At 71.3% G+C, this 18636-nt stretch carries 16 protein-coding genes; 9 read left to right on the top strand and 7 right to left on the bottom strand.

Annotated elements, in window-relative coordinates:
- Window positions 1-2: 2 nt before the first annotated feature.
- Entirely contained in the window at window positions 3-1391 is a 1389-nt protein-coding gene (locus ABH941_RS20225; protein WP_370130812.1) for a glycine--tRNA ligase, read from the top strand.
- Between the two features lie 87 nt (window positions 1392-1478).
- On the opposite strand, the gene ABH941_RS20230 is transcribed toward ABH941_RS20225, so the two are convergent.
- Entirely contained in the window at window positions 1479-1910 is a 432-nt protein-coding gene (locus ABH941_RS20230; RefSeq protein ID WP_370130813.1) for a hypothetical protein, read from the bottom strand.
- Window positions 1907-2335: a hypothetical protein gene (locus ABH941_RS20235; protein WP_370130814.1), complete on the bottom strand. Its 429-nt coding sequence runs from the start codon at window positions 2333-2335 to the stop codon at window positions 1907-1909. The genes ABH941_RS20230 and ABH941_RS20235 overlap by 4 nt, the downstream gene beginning before the upstream one ends.
- Before the next feature lie 198 nt (window positions 2336-2533).
- Between ABH941_RS20235 and ABH941_RS20240 the strand changes: the two genes are divergently transcribed.
- From ABH941_RS20240 to ABH941_RS20250, 3 genes are read left to right on the top strand one after another with little or no spacing between them, the layout of a single operon-like run.
- Window positions 2534-3826 (top strand): histidine kinase, encoded by a 1293-nt coding sequence (locus ABH941_RS20240; protein ID WP_370130815.1) that lies wholly within the window; start codon window positions 2534-2536, stop codon window positions 3824-3826.
- Window positions 3814-4461 carry a response regulator gene (locus ABH941_RS20245; RefSeq protein ID WP_370130816.1) on the top strand — a complete coding sequence of 216 codons (648 nt, stop codon included), beginning with the start codon at window positions 3814-3816 and terminating at the stop codon, window positions 4459-4461. The genes ABH941_RS20240 and ABH941_RS20245 overlap by 13 nt, the downstream gene beginning before the upstream one ends.
- Complete coding sequence (locus tag ABH941_RS20250; RefSeq protein ID WP_370130817.1) at window positions 4458-5261, top strand: DUF4097 family beta strand repeat-containing protein; 804 nt, start codon at window positions 4458-4460, stop codon at window positions 5259-5261. The genes ABH941_RS20245 and ABH941_RS20250 overlap by 4 nt, the downstream gene beginning before the upstream one ends.
- Here the strand turns inward: ABH941_RS20250 and ABH941_RS20255 are convergent.
- The 3 genes from ABH941_RS20255 to ABH941_RS20265 form a co-directional block, all read right to left on the bottom strand.
- The gene (locus ABH941_RS20255) at window positions 5250-5999 is read right to left on the bottom strand and encodes a VOC family protein (protein ID WP_370130818.1); all 750 of its coding nucleotides are present in this window, start codon (window positions 5997-5999) and stop codon (window positions 5250-5252) included. The two genes, ABH941_RS20250 and ABH941_RS20255, sit on opposite strands and share 12 nt — an antisense overlap.
- Complete coding sequence (locus tag ABH941_RS20260) at window positions 5996-6574, bottom strand: NADAR family protein (RefSeq protein WP_370130819.1); 579 nt, start codon at window positions 6572-6574, stop codon at window positions 5996-5998. Before ABH941_RS20260 ends, ABH941_RS20255 begins: the two co-directional genes overlap by 4 nt.
- A gap of 115 nt (window positions 6575-6689) precedes the next feature.
- On the bottom strand, window positions 6690-8177 hold the full coding sequence (locus ABH941_RS20265; RefSeq protein WP_370130820.1) for an MFS transporter: 1488 nt from the start codon (window positions 8175-8177) through the stop codon (window positions 6690-6692).
- Window positions 8178-8279: 102 nt separating this feature from the next.
- Between ABH941_RS20265 and ABH941_RS20270 the strand changes: the two genes are divergently transcribed.
- The 3 genes from ABH941_RS20270 (at window position 8280) to ppdK (ending at window position 13684) form a co-directional block, all read left to right on the top strand.
- Window positions 8280-9170, top strand: coding sequence for a helix-turn-helix transcriptional regulator (locus ABH941_RS20270; RefSeq protein ID WP_370130821.1), 891 nt, complete (start codon window positions 8280-8282; stop codon window positions 9168-9170).
- 66 nt (window positions 9171-9236) lie between these two features.
- Window positions 9237-10445: a tRNA dihydrouridine synthase DusB gene (gene dusB, locus ABH941_RS20275; protein ID WP_370130822.1), complete on the top strand. Its 1209-nt coding sequence runs from the start codon at window positions 9237-9239 to the stop codon at window positions 10443-10445.
- A 485-nt stretch (window positions 10446-10930) separates the two neighbouring features.
- On the top strand, window positions 10931-13684 hold the full coding sequence (gene ppdK / locus ABH941_RS20280; protein ID WP_370130823.1) for a pyruvate, phosphate dikinase: 2754 nt from the start codon (window positions 10931-10933) through the stop codon (window positions 13682-13684).
- Between the two features lie 280 nt (window positions 13685-13964).
- On the opposite strand, the gene ABH941_RS20285 is transcribed toward ppdK, so the two are convergent.
- Window positions 13965-14654, bottom strand: coding sequence for a GNAT family N-acetyltransferase (locus ABH941_RS20285; RefSeq protein WP_370130824.1), 690 nt, complete (start codon window positions 14652-14654; stop codon window positions 13965-13967).
- Between the two features lie 435 nt (window positions 14655-15089).
- Between ABH941_RS20285 and ABH941_RS20290 the strand changes: the two genes are divergently transcribed.
- Window positions 15090-16061 (top strand): proteasome assembly chaperone family protein, encoded by a 972-nt coding sequence (locus ABH941_RS20290; protein WP_370130825.1) that lies wholly within the window; start codon window positions 15090-15092, stop codon window positions 16059-16061.
- Between the two features lie 20 nt (window positions 16062-16081).
- On the opposite strand, the gene ABH941_RS20295 is transcribed toward ABH941_RS20290, so the two are convergent.
- The gene (locus ABH941_RS20295; RefSeq protein WP_370130826.1) at window positions 16082-17215 is read right to left on the bottom strand and encodes an alpha/beta hydrolase; all 1134 of its coding nucleotides are present in this window, start codon (window positions 17213-17215) and stop codon (window positions 16082-16084) included.
- Window positions 17216-17494: 279 nt separating this feature from the next.
- On the opposite strand from ABH941_RS20295, the gene ABH941_RS20300 reads away from it, so the two are divergent.
- Window positions 17495-18376: a serine protease gene (locus ABH941_RS20300; RefSeq protein WP_370130827.1), complete on the top strand. Its 882-nt coding sequence runs from the start codon at window positions 17495-17497 to the stop codon at window positions 18374-18376.
- Window positions 18377-18636 lie beyond the last annotated feature (260 nt).

Raw genomic sequence — 18636 nt, forward strand, 5'->3', positions numbered from 1 at the left:
CTGTGGCCGCCGACAAGATCGACACCATCGTCAGCCTGAGCAAGCGCCGTGGCTTCGTCTATCCCTGCAGCGAGATCTATGGTGGCCAGAAGGCCGCCTGGGACTACGGGCCGTTGGGTGTCGAGCTGAAGGAGAACATCAAGCGGCAGTGGTGGCGCAACATGGTCACCAGCCGTGAGGAGGTTGTCGGCCTCGACTCGTCCGTCATCCTCGCCCGTGAGGTCTGGGAGGCCAGCGGCCATGTCGCGACCTTCAGCGACCCGCTGACCGAGTGCACCTCCTGTCACAAGCGCTACCGCGCCGACCACCTGGAGGAGGCATACGAGGCCAAGCACGGCCACGTCCCGGCGAACGGCCTCGCTGACGTCAACTGCCCCAACTGCGGCAACAAGGGCGGCTTCACCACGCCCAAGCCGATGTCCGGGATGCTGCAGACCCACCTGGGCGCGTTCAACGCGGACGACCCGGCCGGTCTGGCGTACCTGCGTCCGGAGACCGCGCAGGGCATCTTCATCAACTTCCACCTGGTGCAGCAGACCTCGCGCAAGAAGCCCCCGTTCGGCATCGCCCAGACCGGCAAGAGCTTCCGCAACGAGATCACCCCCGGCAACTTCATCTTCCGCACCCGCGAGTTCGAGCAGATGGAGATGGAGTTCTTCGTCAAGCCGGGCGAGGACGAGAAGTGGCACGAGTACTGGCTGCAGGAGCGCTGGAACTGGTACACCGACCTCGGCATCCGTGAGGAGAACCTGCGCTTCTACGAGCACGCCAAGGAGAAGCTCTCCCACTACGCCAAGCGCACGGTCGACATCGAGTACCGCTTCAACTTCGGCGGCAACGAGTTCGGCGAGCTCGAGGGCATCGCCAACCGCACCGACTACGACCTGACCCAGCACAGCGAGCACTCCGGCCAGGACCTCAAGTACTTCGACCAGGAGTCCGGCGAGCGCTGGTTCCCGTACGTGATCGAGCCCGCGGCCGGTGTCAACCGCGCGATGCTGGCGTTCATGCTGGACGCCTACCGCGAGGACGAGGCGCCCAACGCCAAGGGCGTGATGGAGAAGCGCGTCGTGATGCGCCTCGACCCGCGCCTCGCACCGGTCAAGGTCGCCGTGCTGCCGCTGTCGCGCAACGCGGCGCTCTCGCCGAAGGCCCGCGGCCTGGCCACGGACCTGCGCAAGCACTGGAACGTCGAGTTCGACGACGCCGGCGCCATCGGCCGTCGCTACCGCCGCCAGGACGAGATCGGCACGCCGTTCTGCATCACCGTCGACTTCGACACCCTCGACGACAACGCGGTGACCGTGCGCGAGCGCGACACCATGGAGCAGCAGCGGATCTCGCTGGACCAGGTCGAGGGCTTCCTCGCAGGCAAGCTGCTGGGCTGCTGAGAGTTCACCCGCAGCCGCACACGGCGCCGCCCCTGTACCGGAGACGATCCGGTACGGGGGCGGCGCCGTGTCGCTGGTCGGAGTGGTTCAGGCCCGCTGCGGCACCTGCTGCGGCAGGGAGCGCAGCGCCAGCCGGGTGCAGAGGCAGGCCAGCGGGAGCTCGGCGAAGACGGCCATGGCCAGGGCGGTGGCCAGGGCCTGGCCCGGGGCGGCGGTGCTCATGTCGAACCAGGCGTCGGTCAGCAGCAGCATCGCGGTGCCCGCGGCGGTGAGGCAGTGCCGCGGGTCGGCACGGCGCAGCAGCAGACCGGTGACGGCCAGGCCGGCCGCCTCCAGGGAGTCCAGGCCGACCCAGTTCCACGCGCCGGAGGCGGCGAGGACGCCGAGCCAGGGCACGAGCGCCAGGCCGAGTCCGACCAGGGCGAGGGCGATCAGGTCGGGGCGGGGGAGCGTGGGCCGGGGGAGTGCGGGCGCGGTGCGCGCCGTCGGGCGGGTCGTGGCGGCGAGGGCCAGGCTCATCGCGACCACCCCGCGCGCACCCGCAGCCGCTCGCTCGTGCCGTCGGACCGGGTCGCGGTGACCCGGTCGAAGCAGCCCTCCAGGGTGGCCAGCCAGAACGATCCGGCGGCGGCGATCGCCTCGGCGGGCTGCCGGGTGTGGCTCCGCTGGGTGCACAGCACGGCCGGTGGTGTCCCGTCGGGTGGCAGATGGCCCCAGGCGAGCACCGAGGGACGCCCGTTGGACGAGGCCCGGCGGGCGCCCCGGAGCAGGTCCGCGGCCAGCGGACGGGCGACCAGGATGTCCAGCAGCAGACCCGCGTTGTAGACCTCCAGGGCGGTCCGCCCCTTCGTCCCCAGCGCGAACCGCACCGACCACGGGGAGTCGAGCAGAGGCAGGTCGTCGAGGTCGAGGTCGAGCGTCGGGTGCGGCTGCGGCATGGTCATCAGGGTCCCTCCCCAAGCTGTGAGCCACCTGCAAGAGAGCCGTGCGGCAGGTGGTTCCCGGTCACAGTGACGAGCTTCCCGGAACGGGCCCCCGGAGTCGGTAGCGTGCGGATCCGACCTGGGGGTGGTGCCAGGTACACCCTGACAGGGACTCAGGGGCCATGGCCGGGGCTGATCTTCTCTCCTAGGCTCTGGCCCATGGCAACGACAACCCCCGACGCGCCCCGGGCCGTTCCGCTCCCGAGGTGGCGAACGGTGCTGCGGGTGCTGGGCGGCCCGGTGCTGCTCTGGGGTTGGCGGGAGACCGGGTTCATCGCCGCCGGGGTGCCGCTGGCGGTGCCGACCGGGTGGGCGGCGGCGTCGATGCCCAGGCTGCTGTTCATCGGGGCCGTGCCGGTGCTCCTGCTCCTGCTGCCGCTGCAGCCGCTGCTCACCCGGCTGCAACGGAGCCGGTTCCGGGCCATGCTGGGCCTGGACATCCCGGAGATCCCCGGCCCCGACCAGCCGTTGCGCGGCTGGCGCCGACTACGGGTGCTCCGGGCCGAGAGCACCTGGCGGCAGTTGGCCTACCACCTGCTGGCCGGCCCACTGGTGGCCGTGCTGGCGACGCTCGTACTGGCGGGGTGGACGGTGGGGCTGGTGCTGTCCACGGTCTACGCCTGGTGGATGCTGGTGCCGTCGGACAGTGTGATGGCCTCCCAGCCGGGCAAGGGCAACCTCTGGATGACCGTGACGGGGGTGCTGCTCCTCTGGCTGATGCCCTGGGCGGCGCTGCTGGTACGCGAGTTGGACACCAGGGCGGCGGCCGCGCTGCTCGGCCCGAACCGGGCCAGGGAGCTGCAGCGCCGGGTCGAGTCGCTGGCGGAGAGCCGCAGCGAGGTGGTCGACGCGGCGGACGCCGAGCGGCGCAGGATCGAGCGGGATCTGCACGACGGCGCCCAGCAGCGGCTGGTGTCCCTGGCGATGAACCTGGGGCTGGCCCGGCGGATGCTCAAGGGACTCCCGGCGGACGTACAGGCGCCGCGCGCGATGGAGGCGATCGAGGAGGCGCACCGCGAGGCGCAGGCGGCCATCGTCGAACTCCGGGAGCTGGTCCGCGGTCTGCACCCGGTGGTGCTGGAGGACCGGGGCCTGGACGCGGCGCTGTCCGGCATCGCCGCCCGCGCCCCGATCCCGGTGCGGCTGACCGTGGAGTTGAGGCAGCGGGCGTCCCCCGCGGTCGAGGCGGTGGCCTACTTCGTGGTCTCCGAGGCCCTGGCGAACACCGCCAAGCACGCGCACGCCTCGCGGGCCGAGGTGTCGGTGCGGCAGAGTGGCCCGCGCATCGTGATCACCGTCCTGGACGACGGGATCGGCGGTGCGGACCCGGCGAAGGGGACCGGGCTCTCCGGGCTGCGGCAGCGCGCCGCCTCGGTGGACGGGACCCTGGCCGTCAGCAGCCCCCCAGGGGGCCCCACCACACTCACCGTGGAGTTGCCGTGCGTGCTGTGATCGCCGAGGACTCGGTCCTGCTGCGGGTCGGACTGGTCAAGGTACTGGAGGCGGTGGGCTACGAGGTGGTGGCCGCCGTCGGCGAGGCCGAGGCCCTGCTGGCCGCGGTGGCGGAGCACAGCCCCGATGTGGTGGTGACCGACGTCCGGATGCCGCCCGGATTCACCGACGAGGGCGTGCGAGCAGCCCTGATGATCCGTCAGCAGTGGCCCGCGGTGGCCGTTCTGCTGCTCTCCCAGTACGTGGAGGAACGCTACGCCGCCGACCTGCTGGTCGGCGACACACGGGGCGTCGGCTATCTGCTGAAGGAGCGGGTGGCCAATGTGGACGACTTCCTCGACGCGCTGGAGCGGGTCGCGGCCGGCGGCACCGCGCTCGACCCCGAGGTCGTCTCGCAGCTGCTGCTGCGCCGGCAGAGCGGCCCGCTGGACTCGCTCACCCCACGCGAGCGCGAGGTGCTGTCGCTGATGGCGGAGGGCCGGTCGAACGCGGCCATCGCGCAGTTCCTGGTGGTCAGCGAGAGCGCGGTGGCGAAGCACATCAACAACATCTTCATGAAGCTGGCGCTCTCCCCGACCGAGGGGGAGCACCGCCGGGTGATGGCGGTCCTGCGCTTCCTGGACCAGCGGTCATGACCGACCGACCGCCGGACTCGCTGAAGCGGACGCTGTGGTGGATCGTCGCGCTGCTCACCGCGCTGGCGGTGGTCTCGGCCACCGGGCTGGTGCTGGTCGGCAAACTGGCCCGGCGGGACGCCACGGCGACGCGGTCCTTCAGCCGGCCGATCTCGCTGCTGAAGATCCACGCCGCCGGGGGCACGTTCGAGGTCGACGGCGGCTCGACCGGCGGCAGGGTGACGGTGCGGCAGGACATCGGCTGGGTCACCGCCAAGCCGGTCGTGGCGTACTCCTGGGACCAGGACACCCTGGTGGTATCGGTGTCCTGCTCCGGTGTCGCCCTGCTGGGATCGCTCAACTGCCAGGCCGATGTGCGGTTGCAGGTTCCGGCGGGCATCGCCGTCGACGCGGAGACCGGCTCGGGCGCCGTCGTCGTCAACGGAATGTCGGGTGCGGTGAGCCTCCGCTCGCACTCCGGTCCGCTCACCCTCAGCAATCTCAGCGGACCGGTGACGCTGTGGTCCGGCTCGGGGCCGATCGAGGCCGACGGGCTGCGCTCCTCCACCGTGACCGCCCACAGCTCCTCGGGGCCGCAGTCGTTGAACTTCGCGAGCGCACCGGAGGCGGTCACCGCCGAGTCGACCTCGGGCCCGATCGACATCGCCCTGCCCCGGAACACCCGCTACCAGGCGACCGCCAGTTCGCGCAGCGGGCCGGCCTCGGTGGACGACGGCCTGAACGACCCGAGCAGCACCGGCACGGTCAGGGCGACCAGCCGCTCGGGCCCGGTGGACATCGCCTACCGGTCACGAAGCTGAGGGCAGAGTGCCGGTCCAGGGATCGCGGGAGGTCAGGCAGTACGTCCCGCCGGCCGGATCCCGCATCACCGTCCACAGCCGCTCCCGACGGACCTCCTCGGCCCCGAGCCGCAGATGCAACGCCGTGGTCGCCGGGACGTCGGCGCAGGCCAGATCCAGGTGGGCCGAGGTCGGACGCTCCTCGTCCAGCCGCTGCAGCAGGATCCGCACCGGGAGCCCGGCCTCCGCCGGGGGCCGCACCACATGGAACTCCGGCAGGGCGCCCCGGTACGAGCCCCAACCGGTCAGCCCGGCCCAGAACTCCACCTCGGCGTCGAACACGCTCGGCGCGAGGTCGATCGCCACCTGGTCGAGGCGCACGCCGACATCGGGCTCCGGGCGCTCGGCCCCGCCGTCCCAGGGCATGACGCAGAACAGCTGGCCGCCGGGGGAGCGCAGCACGACCCACCCGCCGTGGTCGTCCACGACGACGGCGCCCGAGGCGACCGCCCGGGCCCGGAACGGCTCGTAGTCGTCGACGCCCAGATCCAGATGCGCGCCGCCGGCCCCGCCTCCACCTACGCCCTGCAGCTTGAGGTAGGCGTCCCCGCCCGCCCGCTGCGGCAGCAGCGTCACGAACTCGCCCCGCTCCCCGCGTGCGGCCGAAAGGGTCGTCCCGGTGACAGCCGTCCAAAAGGCACAGCTCTCCTCGAAGCGGTCGAGCGGGCGGTCGATGAACGCATACAGCCAGCGGATCACAGCGCCAGCCTCTCCCGTGCCTCCATCAGCGCGAAGCCCAGCAGGTTCAGCCCGCGCCAGCGCGCCGGGTCGGCGGCCCGCTCGTCGTCGGCTGCGAGCCCGATCCCCCACACCCGGTCCACCGGACTGGCCTCCACCAGCACCCGGTCGCGCGTGCCCAGCAGGTAGTCGCGCAGCGCCGGATCCTGTCCGAACTTGGCCACATTGCCCTCCACCACCAGCTCGAACCGCGCCGCCGTCCACACCGCGTCGTCGAAGCCGCGCACCAGCCGCCCCCGCTTCTTCGCCCCGGCAGGCGTCCGCGCGGCCAGGATCCCCGGCACCGACTCCTCGTCCCCGAACAGCCGCGCCTTGCCCGCCATCATCCAGTGCTCCGCCGAGGCATACGCCACCCCGTCCACCTCGAACACCGACGGCCACCACTGACTCAGCGCCCCGGCCCCCACCGAACCGTCCTTCTGCGCCCGATGCCCCCAGAACATCAGCCACTTCGGCCGCGCCCCGGCCGCCATCAGCGCAGCCAGTCCCTCCCGGCTGCGCGCCCGCGCCGGGTGCCCCAACTCACTCGTCGTCATACCCGAGATCCTTCCACCCGCCACCGACACCCGGCCATGCGGTTTCCGGCATGCGGCAGGCCCCCTGCCGAGCGGACTCGGCAGGGGGCCTGGTGGCTACGGACCGCTCGGCGGGTCAGCCGATGCGGCGGGGGAGGCGGGTGGAGAGGGCGATGACGGCCAGGGTGAGGACGAACTGGAGGGCCAGCACAAGGGTCAGGGCGTCGTGCATGCCGTGGGTGGGGGACAGGGTGAGGAAGAGGGTGCCCAGGGTGGCGACGCCGAGGGCGAGGCTGGACTGCTGGGTGGTGGCGAGGATGCCGCCGCCGACGCCGGCCCGTTCAGCCGGGATCTCGGAGAGGATCAGCCGGATCAGCGGGGGCATCACCAGTCCCTGGCCGGTGCCGGCGATGACCATTCCGGGCAGCAGCACCAGCGGGCTGAGGCCGGACCAGTCGGTGGCCACGGTGACCGCCAGTACCAGCAGGCCCAGGGCCTGGATGACCGCGCCGGTGCGGATCACCTTGCTGCCGTAGCGGGTCAGCAGCCGCGGACCGGCCAGCGAGGCGACGAAGAAGCCGACGGCCATCGGGACCATGGCCACGCCGGAGGCGATCGGGCCCTCGTGCAGGCCGACCTGCAGTGCCACGGCCATCACCACCATGAAGCCGCCGAAGCCGGTGAAGAAGGGGACGGCCATGGTGAGGCCGGTGCGCAGGCCGTCGATGCGGAGCAGCGAGAGCGGGATCAGCGGGATGTTGCCGGCCTGCTCCGAGCGGCGCTCGGTGCGGACGAAGGCGTAGCCGAGGAAGGGGACGGCGGCCAGCAGGGTCCAGGTCCACCAGGCCCAGCCGACGGCGCGGCCCTCCATCAGCGGGATCAGCAGCGCCAGCAGCGTTGCGGCCAGCAGGCCGGTGCCGGGCAGGTCGACCTTGGCCGGGTTGGCGGACCGGGTCTCCGGGACGGAGCGCAGCGCGAGCACCGCGGCGACCAGCGCGACCGGGACGTTCACCAGGAAGATGAAGCGCCAGCCGGTGCCGAACAGGTTCGCCGAGAGCAGCACCCCGCCGAGGACCTGGCCGATGACGACCGAGATCCCGCCGACCGCGCCGTAGATGCCCATGGCGCGGGCCTTGCGCTCGCCCTGGGTGGCGGACTGGATGGTGGCCAGCGCCTGCGGCAGCATCAGCGCCGCCGCCGCGCCCTGCAGCACCCGGGCGCCGACCAGCGCCAGCGCGGTCGGGGCCAGGCCGCAGGCCAGCGAGGTGAGGCCGAAGGCGAGGGAGCCGGCGATGAACAGCCGGCGGCGTCCGAAGAGGTCGCCGAGCCGTCCGCCGAGGACGAGCAGGACGGCGTAGGCGATGCCGTAGCCGGCCACGAAGAGTTCCAGCGTCGCCGGGCCCGCGACCAGGTCCTTGTCGATGGTGGGCAGGGCGACGTTGACGATGAAGAAGTCCAGCATCGGCAGGAAGGCGCCGAGCAGGACGGTGAACAGGCCCAGGGTGCTGAGCCGGGGTGCGGCAGGCGTCGGCTTGGGAGTGGTGCCGCCGGCGGTGCCGCCGAGCCTGGTGACGGTTGGCAGGACGTTCGCCCGGGTTGCGGGTGCGGTCAGTGGAGTAGCCATGGCCACTACTTTCCGCTCCTCATTAGCCTGGTACCAGTGTCTACTTATCCAGGTATCAGGAGTACCTGGCACAGGGATGCCGAAAGGCGCATCCTGGTAGACATGGCCACCCCAGCAGCTTCCGCCGCCGCCCCCCTCGAACTGGTCCCCTCCGCCGCCCCCGAGGACGTCCGCCGTCGCGAGCTGGCCGGGTTCCTCCGCAGCCGGCGCGAGCGGATCTCGCCCGAGCAGGTCGGTCTGCCCGCCGTCGGCCGCCGCCGGACGCCGGGGCTGCGCCGCGAGGAGGTGGCACTGCTCGCCGCTGTCGGAGTCACCTGGTACACCTGGCTGGAGCAGGCCCGGGACATCCAGGTCTCCCCACAGGTGCTGGACGCCATCGCCCGGGCGCTGCTGCTGGACCCCAACGAGCGCCGGCACCTCTTCGTCCTCGCCGGAAACGTGGACCCGGCCCCCGCGGCGAGCTGCCCGACCGTCACCCCGTCGGTGCAGGCGATCATGAAGCAGCTGGAGCCCTTCCCCTGCGTGGCGGTCAACAACCGGTACGACGTCCTCGGCTACAACAGCACCTACCGGCTGCTGATCACCGATCTGGACGAGGTCGCGCCCGAGGACCGCAACATCATGCTGCTCGCCTTCACCCACCCCGACTGGAAGCGCGGCCTGGTCGACTACCAGCAGGCGACGGCGCTGATGGTGGCCAAGTTCCGCAGCTCCATGGCCGACCATGTCGCCGAGCCGGCCTGGAAGGCGCTGCTCAAGCGGCTGCGGCTGGCTTCGCCCGAGTTCGACGCGCTCTGGCAGCAGCACGAGGTCGGCATGTCCGGCAACGGCGACAAACGCTTCCTCAACCCCCATGTCGGCCTGCTGCACTTCGACTTCACCACGCTCTGGCTGGGCCCGGGCCCGAGCACCCGGCTGATCAGCTACACGCCTTCCGACGAGGAGACCCGGGACCGGATCGAGCGGCTGCACAAGCTGGCCACCGAGGGTTGACGGCCGGGGCTGACGGTCCGGGGTGGGACAATGGGGGGTCTGCCCAGTGATCAGGAAGAGCCAGAGATGACCACGACCGTCGAAGCCCTCACCACCGCCCCGCTGAAGCTGGGCGGCATCCAGGTGTGGCCGCCGGTCGTGCTGGCGCCGATGGCGGGCATCACCAACGCCCCGTTCCGCACCCTCTGCCGGGAGCAGTCCGGCGGCAAGGGGCTGTTCGTCTCCGAGATGATCACCAGCAGGGCCCTGGTCGAGCGGGACCGGAAGACCATGCGGCTGATCGGCTTCGACGCCTCCGAGACGCCCCGCTCCATCCAGCTGTACGGGGTGGACCCGGTCACCGTCGGCCGCGCCGTCCGGATGATCGCGGACGAGGACCTGGCCGACCACATCGACCTCAACTTCGGCTGCCCGGTGCCCAAGGTCACCCGCAAGGGCGGCGGCTCCGCGCTGCCGTACAAGCGGAACCTGCTGCGGGACATCCTGCGCCAGGCGGTCGGCAACGCCGGCGGGCTGCCGGTCACCATGAAGATGCGCAAGGGCATCGACGACGACCACATGACCTACCTGGACGCCGGGCGGATCGGCGCCGAGGAGGGCGTGTCCGCCATCGCCCTGCACGGGCGCACCGCGATCCAGCACTACAGCGGGGTGGCCGACTGGTCCGCCATCGCCCGGCTGCGCGAGTCCGTCCCCGACCACGTCCCGGTGCTGGGCAACGGCGACATCTGGTCGGCCGACGACGCGGTACGGATGGTCCGCGAGACCGGCTGCGACGGCGTGGTGGTCGGCCGCGGCTGCCTGGGCCGCCCCTGGCTGTTCAAGGAGCTCGTCTCGGTGTTCGAGGGCCAGACCGAGTACGCCCGCCCGTCGCCCGCCACCACCCTTGTTCGAGGCGCTCCGCGCCGCACCTTCCGCCCCGACTTCTCCTATGTGGCCGGCGTGATGCACCGCCATGCCCAGCTGCTGGGCGAGTGGATCGGCGACGAGAAGCACGGCGTCGTGGACTTCCGCAAGCATGTGGCCTGGTACACCAAGGGCTTCTCGGTCGGCTCCGAGCTGCGCCGCGCGCTGGCCCTGGCCTCCTCCCTGGACGAGCTGGCCGAGCACCTCGCCGCCGTCGACCAGGATCAGCGCTGGCCCGAGAGCGCCGACGGCCCGCGCGGACGGACCTCGGGGGCGAACCGGGTGGTGCTCCCGGAGGGGTGGCTGGACGACCCCTACGACTGCGCCGTACCCAGCGCCGACGCCGAACTGGACACCAGCGGCGGCTGAGGATTACAGCTCCAGCTTCCCGAGGGGCGACCCCCCGTACCCCCGCGTGAACCCGCAGCGGCGGGTCCGGCGTCTACAGGTTCCCCTCGGTGAGCCGCAGGAAAGGTACGTCCGACAGGTGGCCGGAAGGGCTCGGCGGCACGTGACTCTGGCCACATTGGTGCTCACTTTGCGTCAGAAGGACGTAAAAGCGCAGGTGGCCCGGGGGGCGAAACGTCTTCCGAACGTGCACGCGTCATCGAGAGGCGATTTCGTCCAGGCAATCAAGCCAAGGCAACGGCAGCGATACCGATCATGAACGCAGAGTAGCGCTCACGTGATCTTGCGGTTTCGGTCCGTTCAACCTTTGAAGGCGGGCTAACGTCAGGGCGACGATTTCAGTTTCCTAGGCGAAGGCCGATCCGGTGCATTCGATCTACTGGGTTACCGGTGGGTACAAACCACTGACGGCCCAACGGGGGCGCTGAAACGCCTTTGATCTGGGTATGTTTCCGGTCGTCAGGGCAACCGTGCGGCAGGAGACCAGACCCGTGTCGGCAGAGCAGAAATTCGTTTACGACTTCACCGAGGGCAACAAGGATCTGAAGGACCTGCTCGGCGGGAAGGGTGCGAACCTCGCCGAGATGACCAACCTCGGCCTCCCCGTCCCTCCCGGGTTCACCATCACCACCGAGGCCTGCAAGGTCTACCTGGAGACCGGCGACGAGCCGTCCTCGCTCCGCGACGAGGTGAGTGCGCACCTCGACGCGCTGGAGCAGCGGATGGGCAAGCGGCTCGGCGACTCCGCCGACCCGCTGCTGGTCTCGGTCCGCTCGGGTGCCAAGTTCTCCATGCCCGGCATGATGGACACCGTCCTCAACATCGGCCTCTCCGACGCCTCGGTGAGCGGCCTCGCCGCCCAGTCCGGCAACGACCGCTTCGCCTGGGACTCCTACCGCCGGCTCATCCAGATGTTCGGCAAGACCGTGCTGGGCGTCGAGGGCGACCTGTTCGAGGAGGCGCTGGAGCGGGCCAAGCAGGCCAAGGACACCAGCGACGACCTGGACCTGGACGCCGCCGACCTCAAGTCGATCGTCGAGGACTTCAAGGCCATCGTCCGCGACCACACCGGCCGTGACTTCCCGCAGGACCCGCGCGAGCAGATGGACCTGGCCGTCCACGCCGTCTTCGACAGCTGGAACAGCGACCGGGCCAAGCTCTACCGCCGCCAGGAGCGCATCCCCGGCGACCTGGCCACCGCCGTCAACATCTGCTCGATGGTCTTCGGCAACCTGGGCTCCGACTCCGGCACCGGCGTCGCCTTCACCCGCGACCCGGCCAGCGGCCACGCCGGCGTCTACGGCGACTACCTGCAGAACGCGCAGGGCGAGGACGTGGTCGCCGGCATCCGCAACACCATGCAGCTGGCCGAGCTGGAGGGGCTGGACAAGACCTCCTACGACCAGCTGATGTCCATCATGGACACCCTGGAGAACCACTACCGGGACCTCTGCGACATCGAGTTCACCATCGAGCGCGGCAAGCTCTGGATGCTGCAGACCCGGGTCGGCAAGCGCACCGCCGCGGCCGCCTTCCGGATCGCCGTCCAGCTCGTCGACCAGGGTCTGATCGACCTGGACGAGGCCCTGCACCGGGTCAACGGCGCGCAACTGGCGCAGCTGATGTTCCCCCGCTTCGACGAGCGGACCAAGGCCGAGCGGGTGGCCTGGGGCATCGCCGCCTCGCCCGGCGCGGCCGTCGGCAAGGCCGTCTTCGACTCCTACACCGCGGTCAAGTGGTCCCGCTCCGGCGAGCAGGTCATCCTGGTGCGCCGGGAGACCAACCCGGACGACCTGGACGGCATGATCGCCGCCGAGGGCATCCTCACCTCGCGCGGCGGCAAGACCTCGCACGCGGCCGTGGTCGCCCGCGGCATGGGCAAGACCTGTGTCTGCGGCGCCGAGGAGCTGGAGGTCGACACCAAGAAGCGCCGCTTCACCACCGCCGACGGCAAGGTGGTGGAGGAGGGCGACCTGATCTCCATCGACGGCTCCACCGGCAAGGTCTACCTGGGCGAGGTCCCGGTCGTCCCCTCCCCGGTCGTGGAGTACTTCGAGGGCACCCTGCACGCCGGCGCCGACGAGGAGGGCGGCCTGGTCCAGGCGGTGCACCGGCTGATGGCCCACGCCGACGTACGCCGCAAGCTCCGAGTACGGGCCAACGCCGACAACGCGGACGACGCCAACCGCGCCCGCCGCTTCGGCGCCCAGGGCATCGGGCTGTGCCGCACCGAGCACATGTTCCTCGGCGAGGAGCGGCGCAAGGAGGTCGAGCACCTGATCCTGGCCGACAACGACAAGGACCGCGAGTCGGCCCTGGCGACGCTGATGCCGCTGCAGAAGGGCGACTTCGTCGAGCTGTTCCAGGCCATGGACGGGCTGCCGGTGACGGTGCGGCTGCTCGACCCGCCGCTGCACGAGTTCCTGCCCGACATCACCGAGCTGTCGGTGCGGGTCGCCCTCGCCGAGGCCCGCAAGGACCCCAACGAGAACGACCTGCGGCTGCTCCAGGCCGTGCACAAGCTGCACGAGGCCAACCCGATGCTGGGCCTGCGCGGGGTACGCCTCGGCCTGGTCATCCCCGGCCTGTTCGGGATGCAGGTGCGGGCCATCGCCGAGGCCGCCGCCGAGCGGCGCCGCGGCGGCGGGGACCCCCGCCCCGAGGTGATGATCCCGCTGGTCGGGACGGTGCAGGAGCTGGAGATAGTGCGGGACGAGTGCGAGCAGGTGCTGCGCGAGGTCCAGGCCGCGACCGGCGTGAAGCTCGACATCAAGCTCGGCACGATGATCGAGCTGCCGCGCGCCGCGCTCACCGCCGGGCAGATCGCCGAGGCGGCGGAGTTCTTCTCCTTCGGCACCAACGACCTGACCCAGACGGTGTGGGGCTTCTCCCGGGACGACGTGGAGGCATCCTTCTTCACGGCCTACCTGGAGAAGGGCATCTTCGGGGTCTCCCCGTTCGAGACCATCGACCGCGACGGAGTCGGCGCCCTGGTCAAGCACGCCGTGAAGGAGGGCCGGGCGACCCGCCCGGACCTCAAGCTCGGCGTCTGCGGCGAGCACGGCGGCGACCCGGACTCGGTCCACTTCTTCCACGAGGCGGGGCTGGACTACGTGTCCTGCTCGCCCTTCCGGATCCCGGTGGCGCGCCTGGAGGCAGGCCGCGCCGCCATCGAGACCGCGGGCAGCGACTCGCGCTGACGCACCCTCATCGGAGCCCCTCACTCCGGTGTCAGCGCGAGGCAACCCCCTCCCAACACCCCCGTCCCCGACCAAGGATGAGGGCGGGAGGGGGGCTGCCCGCCCACCCTCCCCCATCCTCCGGACGGGGGGACCCCCTGCCCGCCGCCACCCTTGACTGGCGCGCTGCGCGCGACACCCCCTATGCACGGCGGCGCTCGGCGCAGAGTCCCCGCCGTACGGGCCGGGGCGGTGGAACGGACAATGGCGTCCGTCCCACCGCCCCGGTTTCTTTATGTGCTTATGCCGAGATGAGCGGTCTGGACGGCTCGACCGCAAGCCGCGGAGTACTGACCCGCAGCTCCAGCTGGACCCGGGCGGTCGGCCACTCCTCGTCCAGGATCGAGTAGAAGGCCGTGCCCCGGACCAGGCCGTCGAGCCCCCGGGTGTGGGCCCGGTGCACGCCTTCCAGGACCGCACCCAGGCGCTCGATCGCCGCGCGGGAGCGCGCGTTGCGGGCGTCGGCGCGCATGGAGACCCGGCGCACGCCCCAGGTCTCGAAGGCATGACGCAGCATCAGCAGCTTGGCCTCGGTGTTGATGCCGGTGCCCTGCGCTCTCGCGGACAGCCAGGTGGCGCCGATCTCGGCGGCGTCCGGGATCGCCGACAGCGGATCGTCGCCGACCGGGCCTCGGGGGGCTGGCGGCCAGATCACCGGGCCCTGCCAGTAGTCCAGCTCGCAGAACCGGGTCGAGCCGACGACCGAGCCGTCACTGACCCGGACGGTGGCGAAGGGCACGGCGCGGCCGGCCTCCTGCGCGGCCAGCGCGTCCGCCACGTAGCGGGCGGTCGCCTCGATGCCGTGCGGGACGGGGGTGAAGGCGTAACTGCTGCGATCCTCCGCCGCCGCGGCGGCGAGGGGTTCGATGTGACGTACGTCGAGTGGCTCCAGCCGCACGGAGCGGCCGAGGAGGGAGACAGGTACGGGCACGGGCCTTGTGTCCTTCAGGCGGCGGGACATGGGGGTGCGCCCAGCGGTTCCGGGTACGGCGACGGAGCGCGTCAGCCGTGGCGGCGCGGGGAGCGGGGGGACAGTGTCTGTCCGGGAGATGGCCGAGGAAGGAACGAGTACGCGAAGGACAGCGGGCGGCCAGGTGAAGGCAAGGTGCGATACGAGGGTGCTGCGGGGTCGTGCGAGGGTACAGCTGTGGCAAGGTCTGCGGACGGCAGCGATGCAGGCAGCGAGAGGACCATACCCGCAGTCGACGCCCAAGTCACTCCGGCTCGCGGCGCGGCTCGCGGCGTCGGGCCGGAACGGCTCCGGGGAGGTGCGGATTCGGGAATACTGCGCTGGTCGGGGATGCTGGTGGCTGTGTAGTGGTGTTCGCCCGCAGTGGGGTGCTGACCTAGGGAGATTGGGTTCACCGTGCTTGATCCGAAAGCGCTGTACGCATTCGAGCCGCAGGCCCTGGAGGCCGTCGAGGCGGCTTTCGGCGCGGGCGCGCACGCGGGCGCGGGGGAGAACTCTGGCACCGGACCCGTGCTGCTGCACTTCTTCGAGGGCTTCATGGACGCCGGCGAGGTCGGCGAGCAGGTCGTCGACCACCTTCTGGAGGACCCCGAGAGCAAGCTGCTGGTCCGCTTCGACGCCGACCGGCTGGTCGACTACCGGGCCAGGCGGCCCGCGATGGTCTTCGACCGGGACCGCTGGACCAGCTACGACGCGCCGGCCCTCGACCTCTACCTGCTGCACGACTCGGTCGGCGCGCCGTTCCTGCTGCTGAGCGGCCCGGAGCCGGACGTGGAGTGGGAGCGCTTCGCCCTCGCCGTGCGCGAGGTGGTGGAGCAGCTGAAGGTGCGTCTCTCGGTGAACTTCCATGGAATTCCCATGGGCGTCCCGCACACCCGTCCGGTCGGGCTGACCCCGCACGGCAACCGGGAGGACCTGCTCGGCCTGTACCCGCGCTGGTTCGAGAAGGTGCAGGTCCCGGCCAGCGTCGCGGCGATGCTGGAGTTCCGCCTGGCCGAGGCCGGGCAGGACGTGCTGGGCTTCGCCGCGCACGTCCCGCACTACCTGGCGCGCACCCCCTACCCGCAGGCCGCCGTGGCGGTCCTGGAGGCCGTCCAGGCGGCCACCGGGCTGGTGCTGCCGGGGCTGTCGCTGCGGGCCAAGCTGGATGAGGTTCGCGCCGACATCGACCAGCAGATCGCCGAGGGCGACGACGAGCTGCGCGGCGCGGTCGTCGGCCTGGAGCAGCAGTACGACGCCGCAGCGGGCGCCGCCGACCGGGAGAACCTGCTGGCGGAGCCGACCGACCTGCCCTCGGCGGACGAGCTCGGCCGCGCCTTCGAGGCGTTCCTGGCCGAGCAGGGCGACACCCCGGGGACCTCCGACTAGGGCCCTGACCAGGCCCCTGACTAGGGGCGGCTCGGCAGGGACTGCTTGGGACCGGGCTTGGGCTTCGGCTTGGGGGCCGGAGCCTTCTTGGGCGGGGTGGGGACGCGGGGCGGGTCGAGGTGGCCGCTCATCCACTGGAGCTCGGTGGGGAGCAGCCGCAGCCAGGTGTTGGTGTTGTGGCCGCCGGTGGCCAGCACCAGCGGCTCGGCGACCAAGGTCGGCGGGATGGCCACTGCTTGCAACGCGGTCAGGTTGGACGGCGGGCTGAAACGGTCCTTCGCGGCGGTGCCGAGGAAGATCGCGACGCTCGGCCACTTGGCCGCCAGCGTGATCGGGCTGTTCTGCTGGCGCAGGACGGGGTCGGCCAGCGCCTGGGGGTCGCCGGCGAAGGAGTCGGGGCTCATCGCCGCCGCGCTGCCGAAGAGGCTCGGGTACTGCATGGCGAGCTTGACCGAGCAGAAGCCGCCGGTGGAGTAGCCGACCAGCCCCCAGGCCTTGGCCTCGGGCAGGACACGGAACTGGGTGCGGATCAGCTCGGGCACGTCCTTGGCCAGCCAGGTGGCGTTCTTCCTGGTGGGGGTGTCGCTGCAGTCGGTGTCGATGCCCCCGGGGTCGATCACCGGCATCACCACCACGGCGGGTTTGAGCCGGCCCGAGGCCATCAACGAGGCGAATTCGCCAGGCATGCCGAGGTCCAGCCAGGACAGGGGCGAGCCGGGGACGCCGTGCAGCAGCATGATCACCGGGAAGTGCTGGTTGCGGTACTGCGGCTCGTCGTACTGCGGCGGCGTCCAGACCAGGACCTGGCCGGAGAGCTTGGAGTGGAGGCCGTGGACGTAGGTCTCCAGCAGGCCGTTGGCGGAGCGGGTGAACATCGCCCGACCCGGCGGCGGGCCCGGCATCGCGGCGGTCTGGGTGCCGTTGTCGCGTCCGAGCAGGTCGTTCCAGTCGGTGTAGAGGCCGTAGCTGTTGTTGATCCACACCGCCACCACGGCGATCGCGGTGAACTGGCAGATCGCGATCATGACGAGCCTGGTCAGCCAGCGGACCGGGCGGGGCCCGCGTACGGCACCCCATGCGAACAGCGTGGCCAGCATGGCCAGTACCGTGGCGGCGATGAGGACGTAGAAGAAAGCCGTCCCGGTCAGGCTCATGGGTTCAGGCTCCCTGCGATGTCGACCCGTCGTATTGGCACCTTAACCGACCGAAGTGGGCCAATTGTCCAGGAAGGGTAAGAGCGCGTACCCGTGGCTCCTGGGGCTCGGCGGACGAGTGCGGCATAATGCCGGAAACAGGGGCACGGAAGCGGTTTATGACGGCTCGTCGCCTTACCTCGGTCAGGAAGTCGGCCGTGGTGTTCCGGAACGGTGTACGAGTCGGCTGCTGATGCATATCATCCGACCCATTAGTTTGTTCGGAAAGGAGCACGCCACGTGACCCGTCCGCAGTTGCGTGTGCTCACCCGCATCGTAGGGCTGGTCGCCTTCACACTCTGCTTCGCCCTGGTGATCGAGTACAGCCAGGGCAGGACGGGCTCGGCCACGCCCGCGGCCCCGCTGCCGGCGCCCGCCGCGGACGCGTCCGTCGCGGTGCCCGCGGTCCTGGCGGGGCCGCGGACCGGCGCCACGGCCGGGACCAGCGTGACCTTCGCCGGGTTGCCGAGCATCGGCGCGATCTTCGGTGTCGACGGGGCGAGGGCGTCGGACGGCCACCACTTCTGTACGGCCAGCGTGGTCGACAGCCCCGGCGGCAATGTGGTGGCGACGGCGGCGCACTGCGTGGTGACACCGGGCAGCGGCACGCCCGCGCCGGGGTCGGTGGTGTTCGTCCCCGGCTACCACGACAAGCAGGAGCCCTACGGGGAGTGGATCTCCTCGCGGATCGTGGTGGACCCGCGCTGGACCGCGAACGGGGACCCCGACTACGACGTGGCCTTCCTGGTCGTCGCGCGCGACCACGACCCCTCGGCCCGGCTGGCGGACTACGTCGGCGCCCAGCACATCGCGTTCGGGACCCAGCTCCCGCAGCAGGTCGGCGTGATCGGCTACCCCTCGGCCGCGGAGGAGCCGGTGGCCTGCCACAACACGCTGAAGTCCTACTCGGCCACGCAGTCCGAGTTCGACTGCCCGGGGTTCACCGACGGCAGCAGCGGCGGCCCGATGCTGACCGGCATCGACGCGCGGACCGGTCGGGGCACGCTGATCGGCGTCATAGGGGGCTACGAGCAGGGCGGCTTCTCGGACTCGGTCTCCTACGCGAGCTCCTTCGGCGACGGCGTCCATTCCCTCTACCTCCAGGCCACCACCACGGGCTGACGCCCGCGAAACCCGTGGTGGCCGGTGCCCTCTTTGCTGACGCCCGCCCCCGCCTGCCGTGAGGACGGGGCTGCGTCTTCCCGGGGAGCGACCCCCCGTACCCCCGCGAAACCCGTGGTGGCCGGTGCTCCTTGCTGACGGCCGCCCCCGCCCGTCGTGAGGGGTGGGGCTGCGTCTTCCCGGGGAGCGACCCCCCGTACCCCCGCGAAACCCGTGGTGGCCGGTGCTCCTTGCTGACGGCCGCCCCCGCCCGTCGTGAG

Origin of the sequence: Streptacidiphilus sp. EB103A (assembly GCF_041261405.1) — a bacterium.
In the GTDB taxonomy this organism is placed as follows: Bacteria; Actinomycetota; Actinomycetes; order Streptomycetales; family Streptomycetaceae; genus Streptacidiphilus.

Excerpts from the sequence above, each read along its gene's own strand:
- ABH941_RS20295 (WP_370130826.1), bottom strand. The coding sequence starts at position 17,215 with ATGAGCCTGACCGGGACGGCTTTCTTCTACGTCCTCATCGCCGCCACG.
- ppdK (WP_370130823.1), top strand. The coding sequence starts at position 10,931 with ATGTTTCCGGTCGTCAGGGCAACCGTGCGGCAGGAGACCAGACCCGTG.
- ABH941_RS20270 (WP_370130821.1), top strand. The coding sequence starts at position 8,280 with ATGGCCACCCCAGCAGCTTCCGCCGCCGCCCCCCTCGAACTGGTCCCC.
- ABH941_RS20265 (WP_370130820.1), bottom strand. The coding sequence starts at position 8,177 with ATGGCTACTCCACTGACCGCACCCGCAACCCGGGCGAACGTCCTGCCA.
- dusB (WP_370130822.1), top strand. The coding sequence starts at position 9,237 with ATGACCACGACCGTCGAAGCCCTCACCACCGCCCCGCTGAAGCTGGGC.
- ABH941_RS20235 (WP_370130814.1), bottom strand. The coding sequence starts at position 2,335 with ATGACCATGCCGCAGCCGCACCCGACGCTCGACCTCGACCTCGACGAC.
- ABH941_RS20260 (WP_370130819.1), bottom strand. The coding sequence starts at position 6,574 with ATGACGACGAGTGAGTTGGGGCACCCGGCGCGGGCGCGCAGCCGGGAG.
- ABH941_RS20250 (WP_370130817.1), top strand. The coding sequence starts at position 4,458 with ATGACCGACCGACCGCCGGACTCGCTGAAGCGGACGCTGTGGTGGATC.
- ABH941_RS20240 (WP_370130815.1), top strand. The coding sequence starts at position 2,534 with ATGGCAACGACAACCCCCGACGCGCCCCGGGCCGTTCCGCTCCCGAGG.
- ABH941_RS20230 (WP_370130813.1), bottom strand. The coding sequence starts at position 1,910 with ATGAGCCTGGCCCTCGCCGCCACGACCCGCCCGACGGCGCGCACCGCG.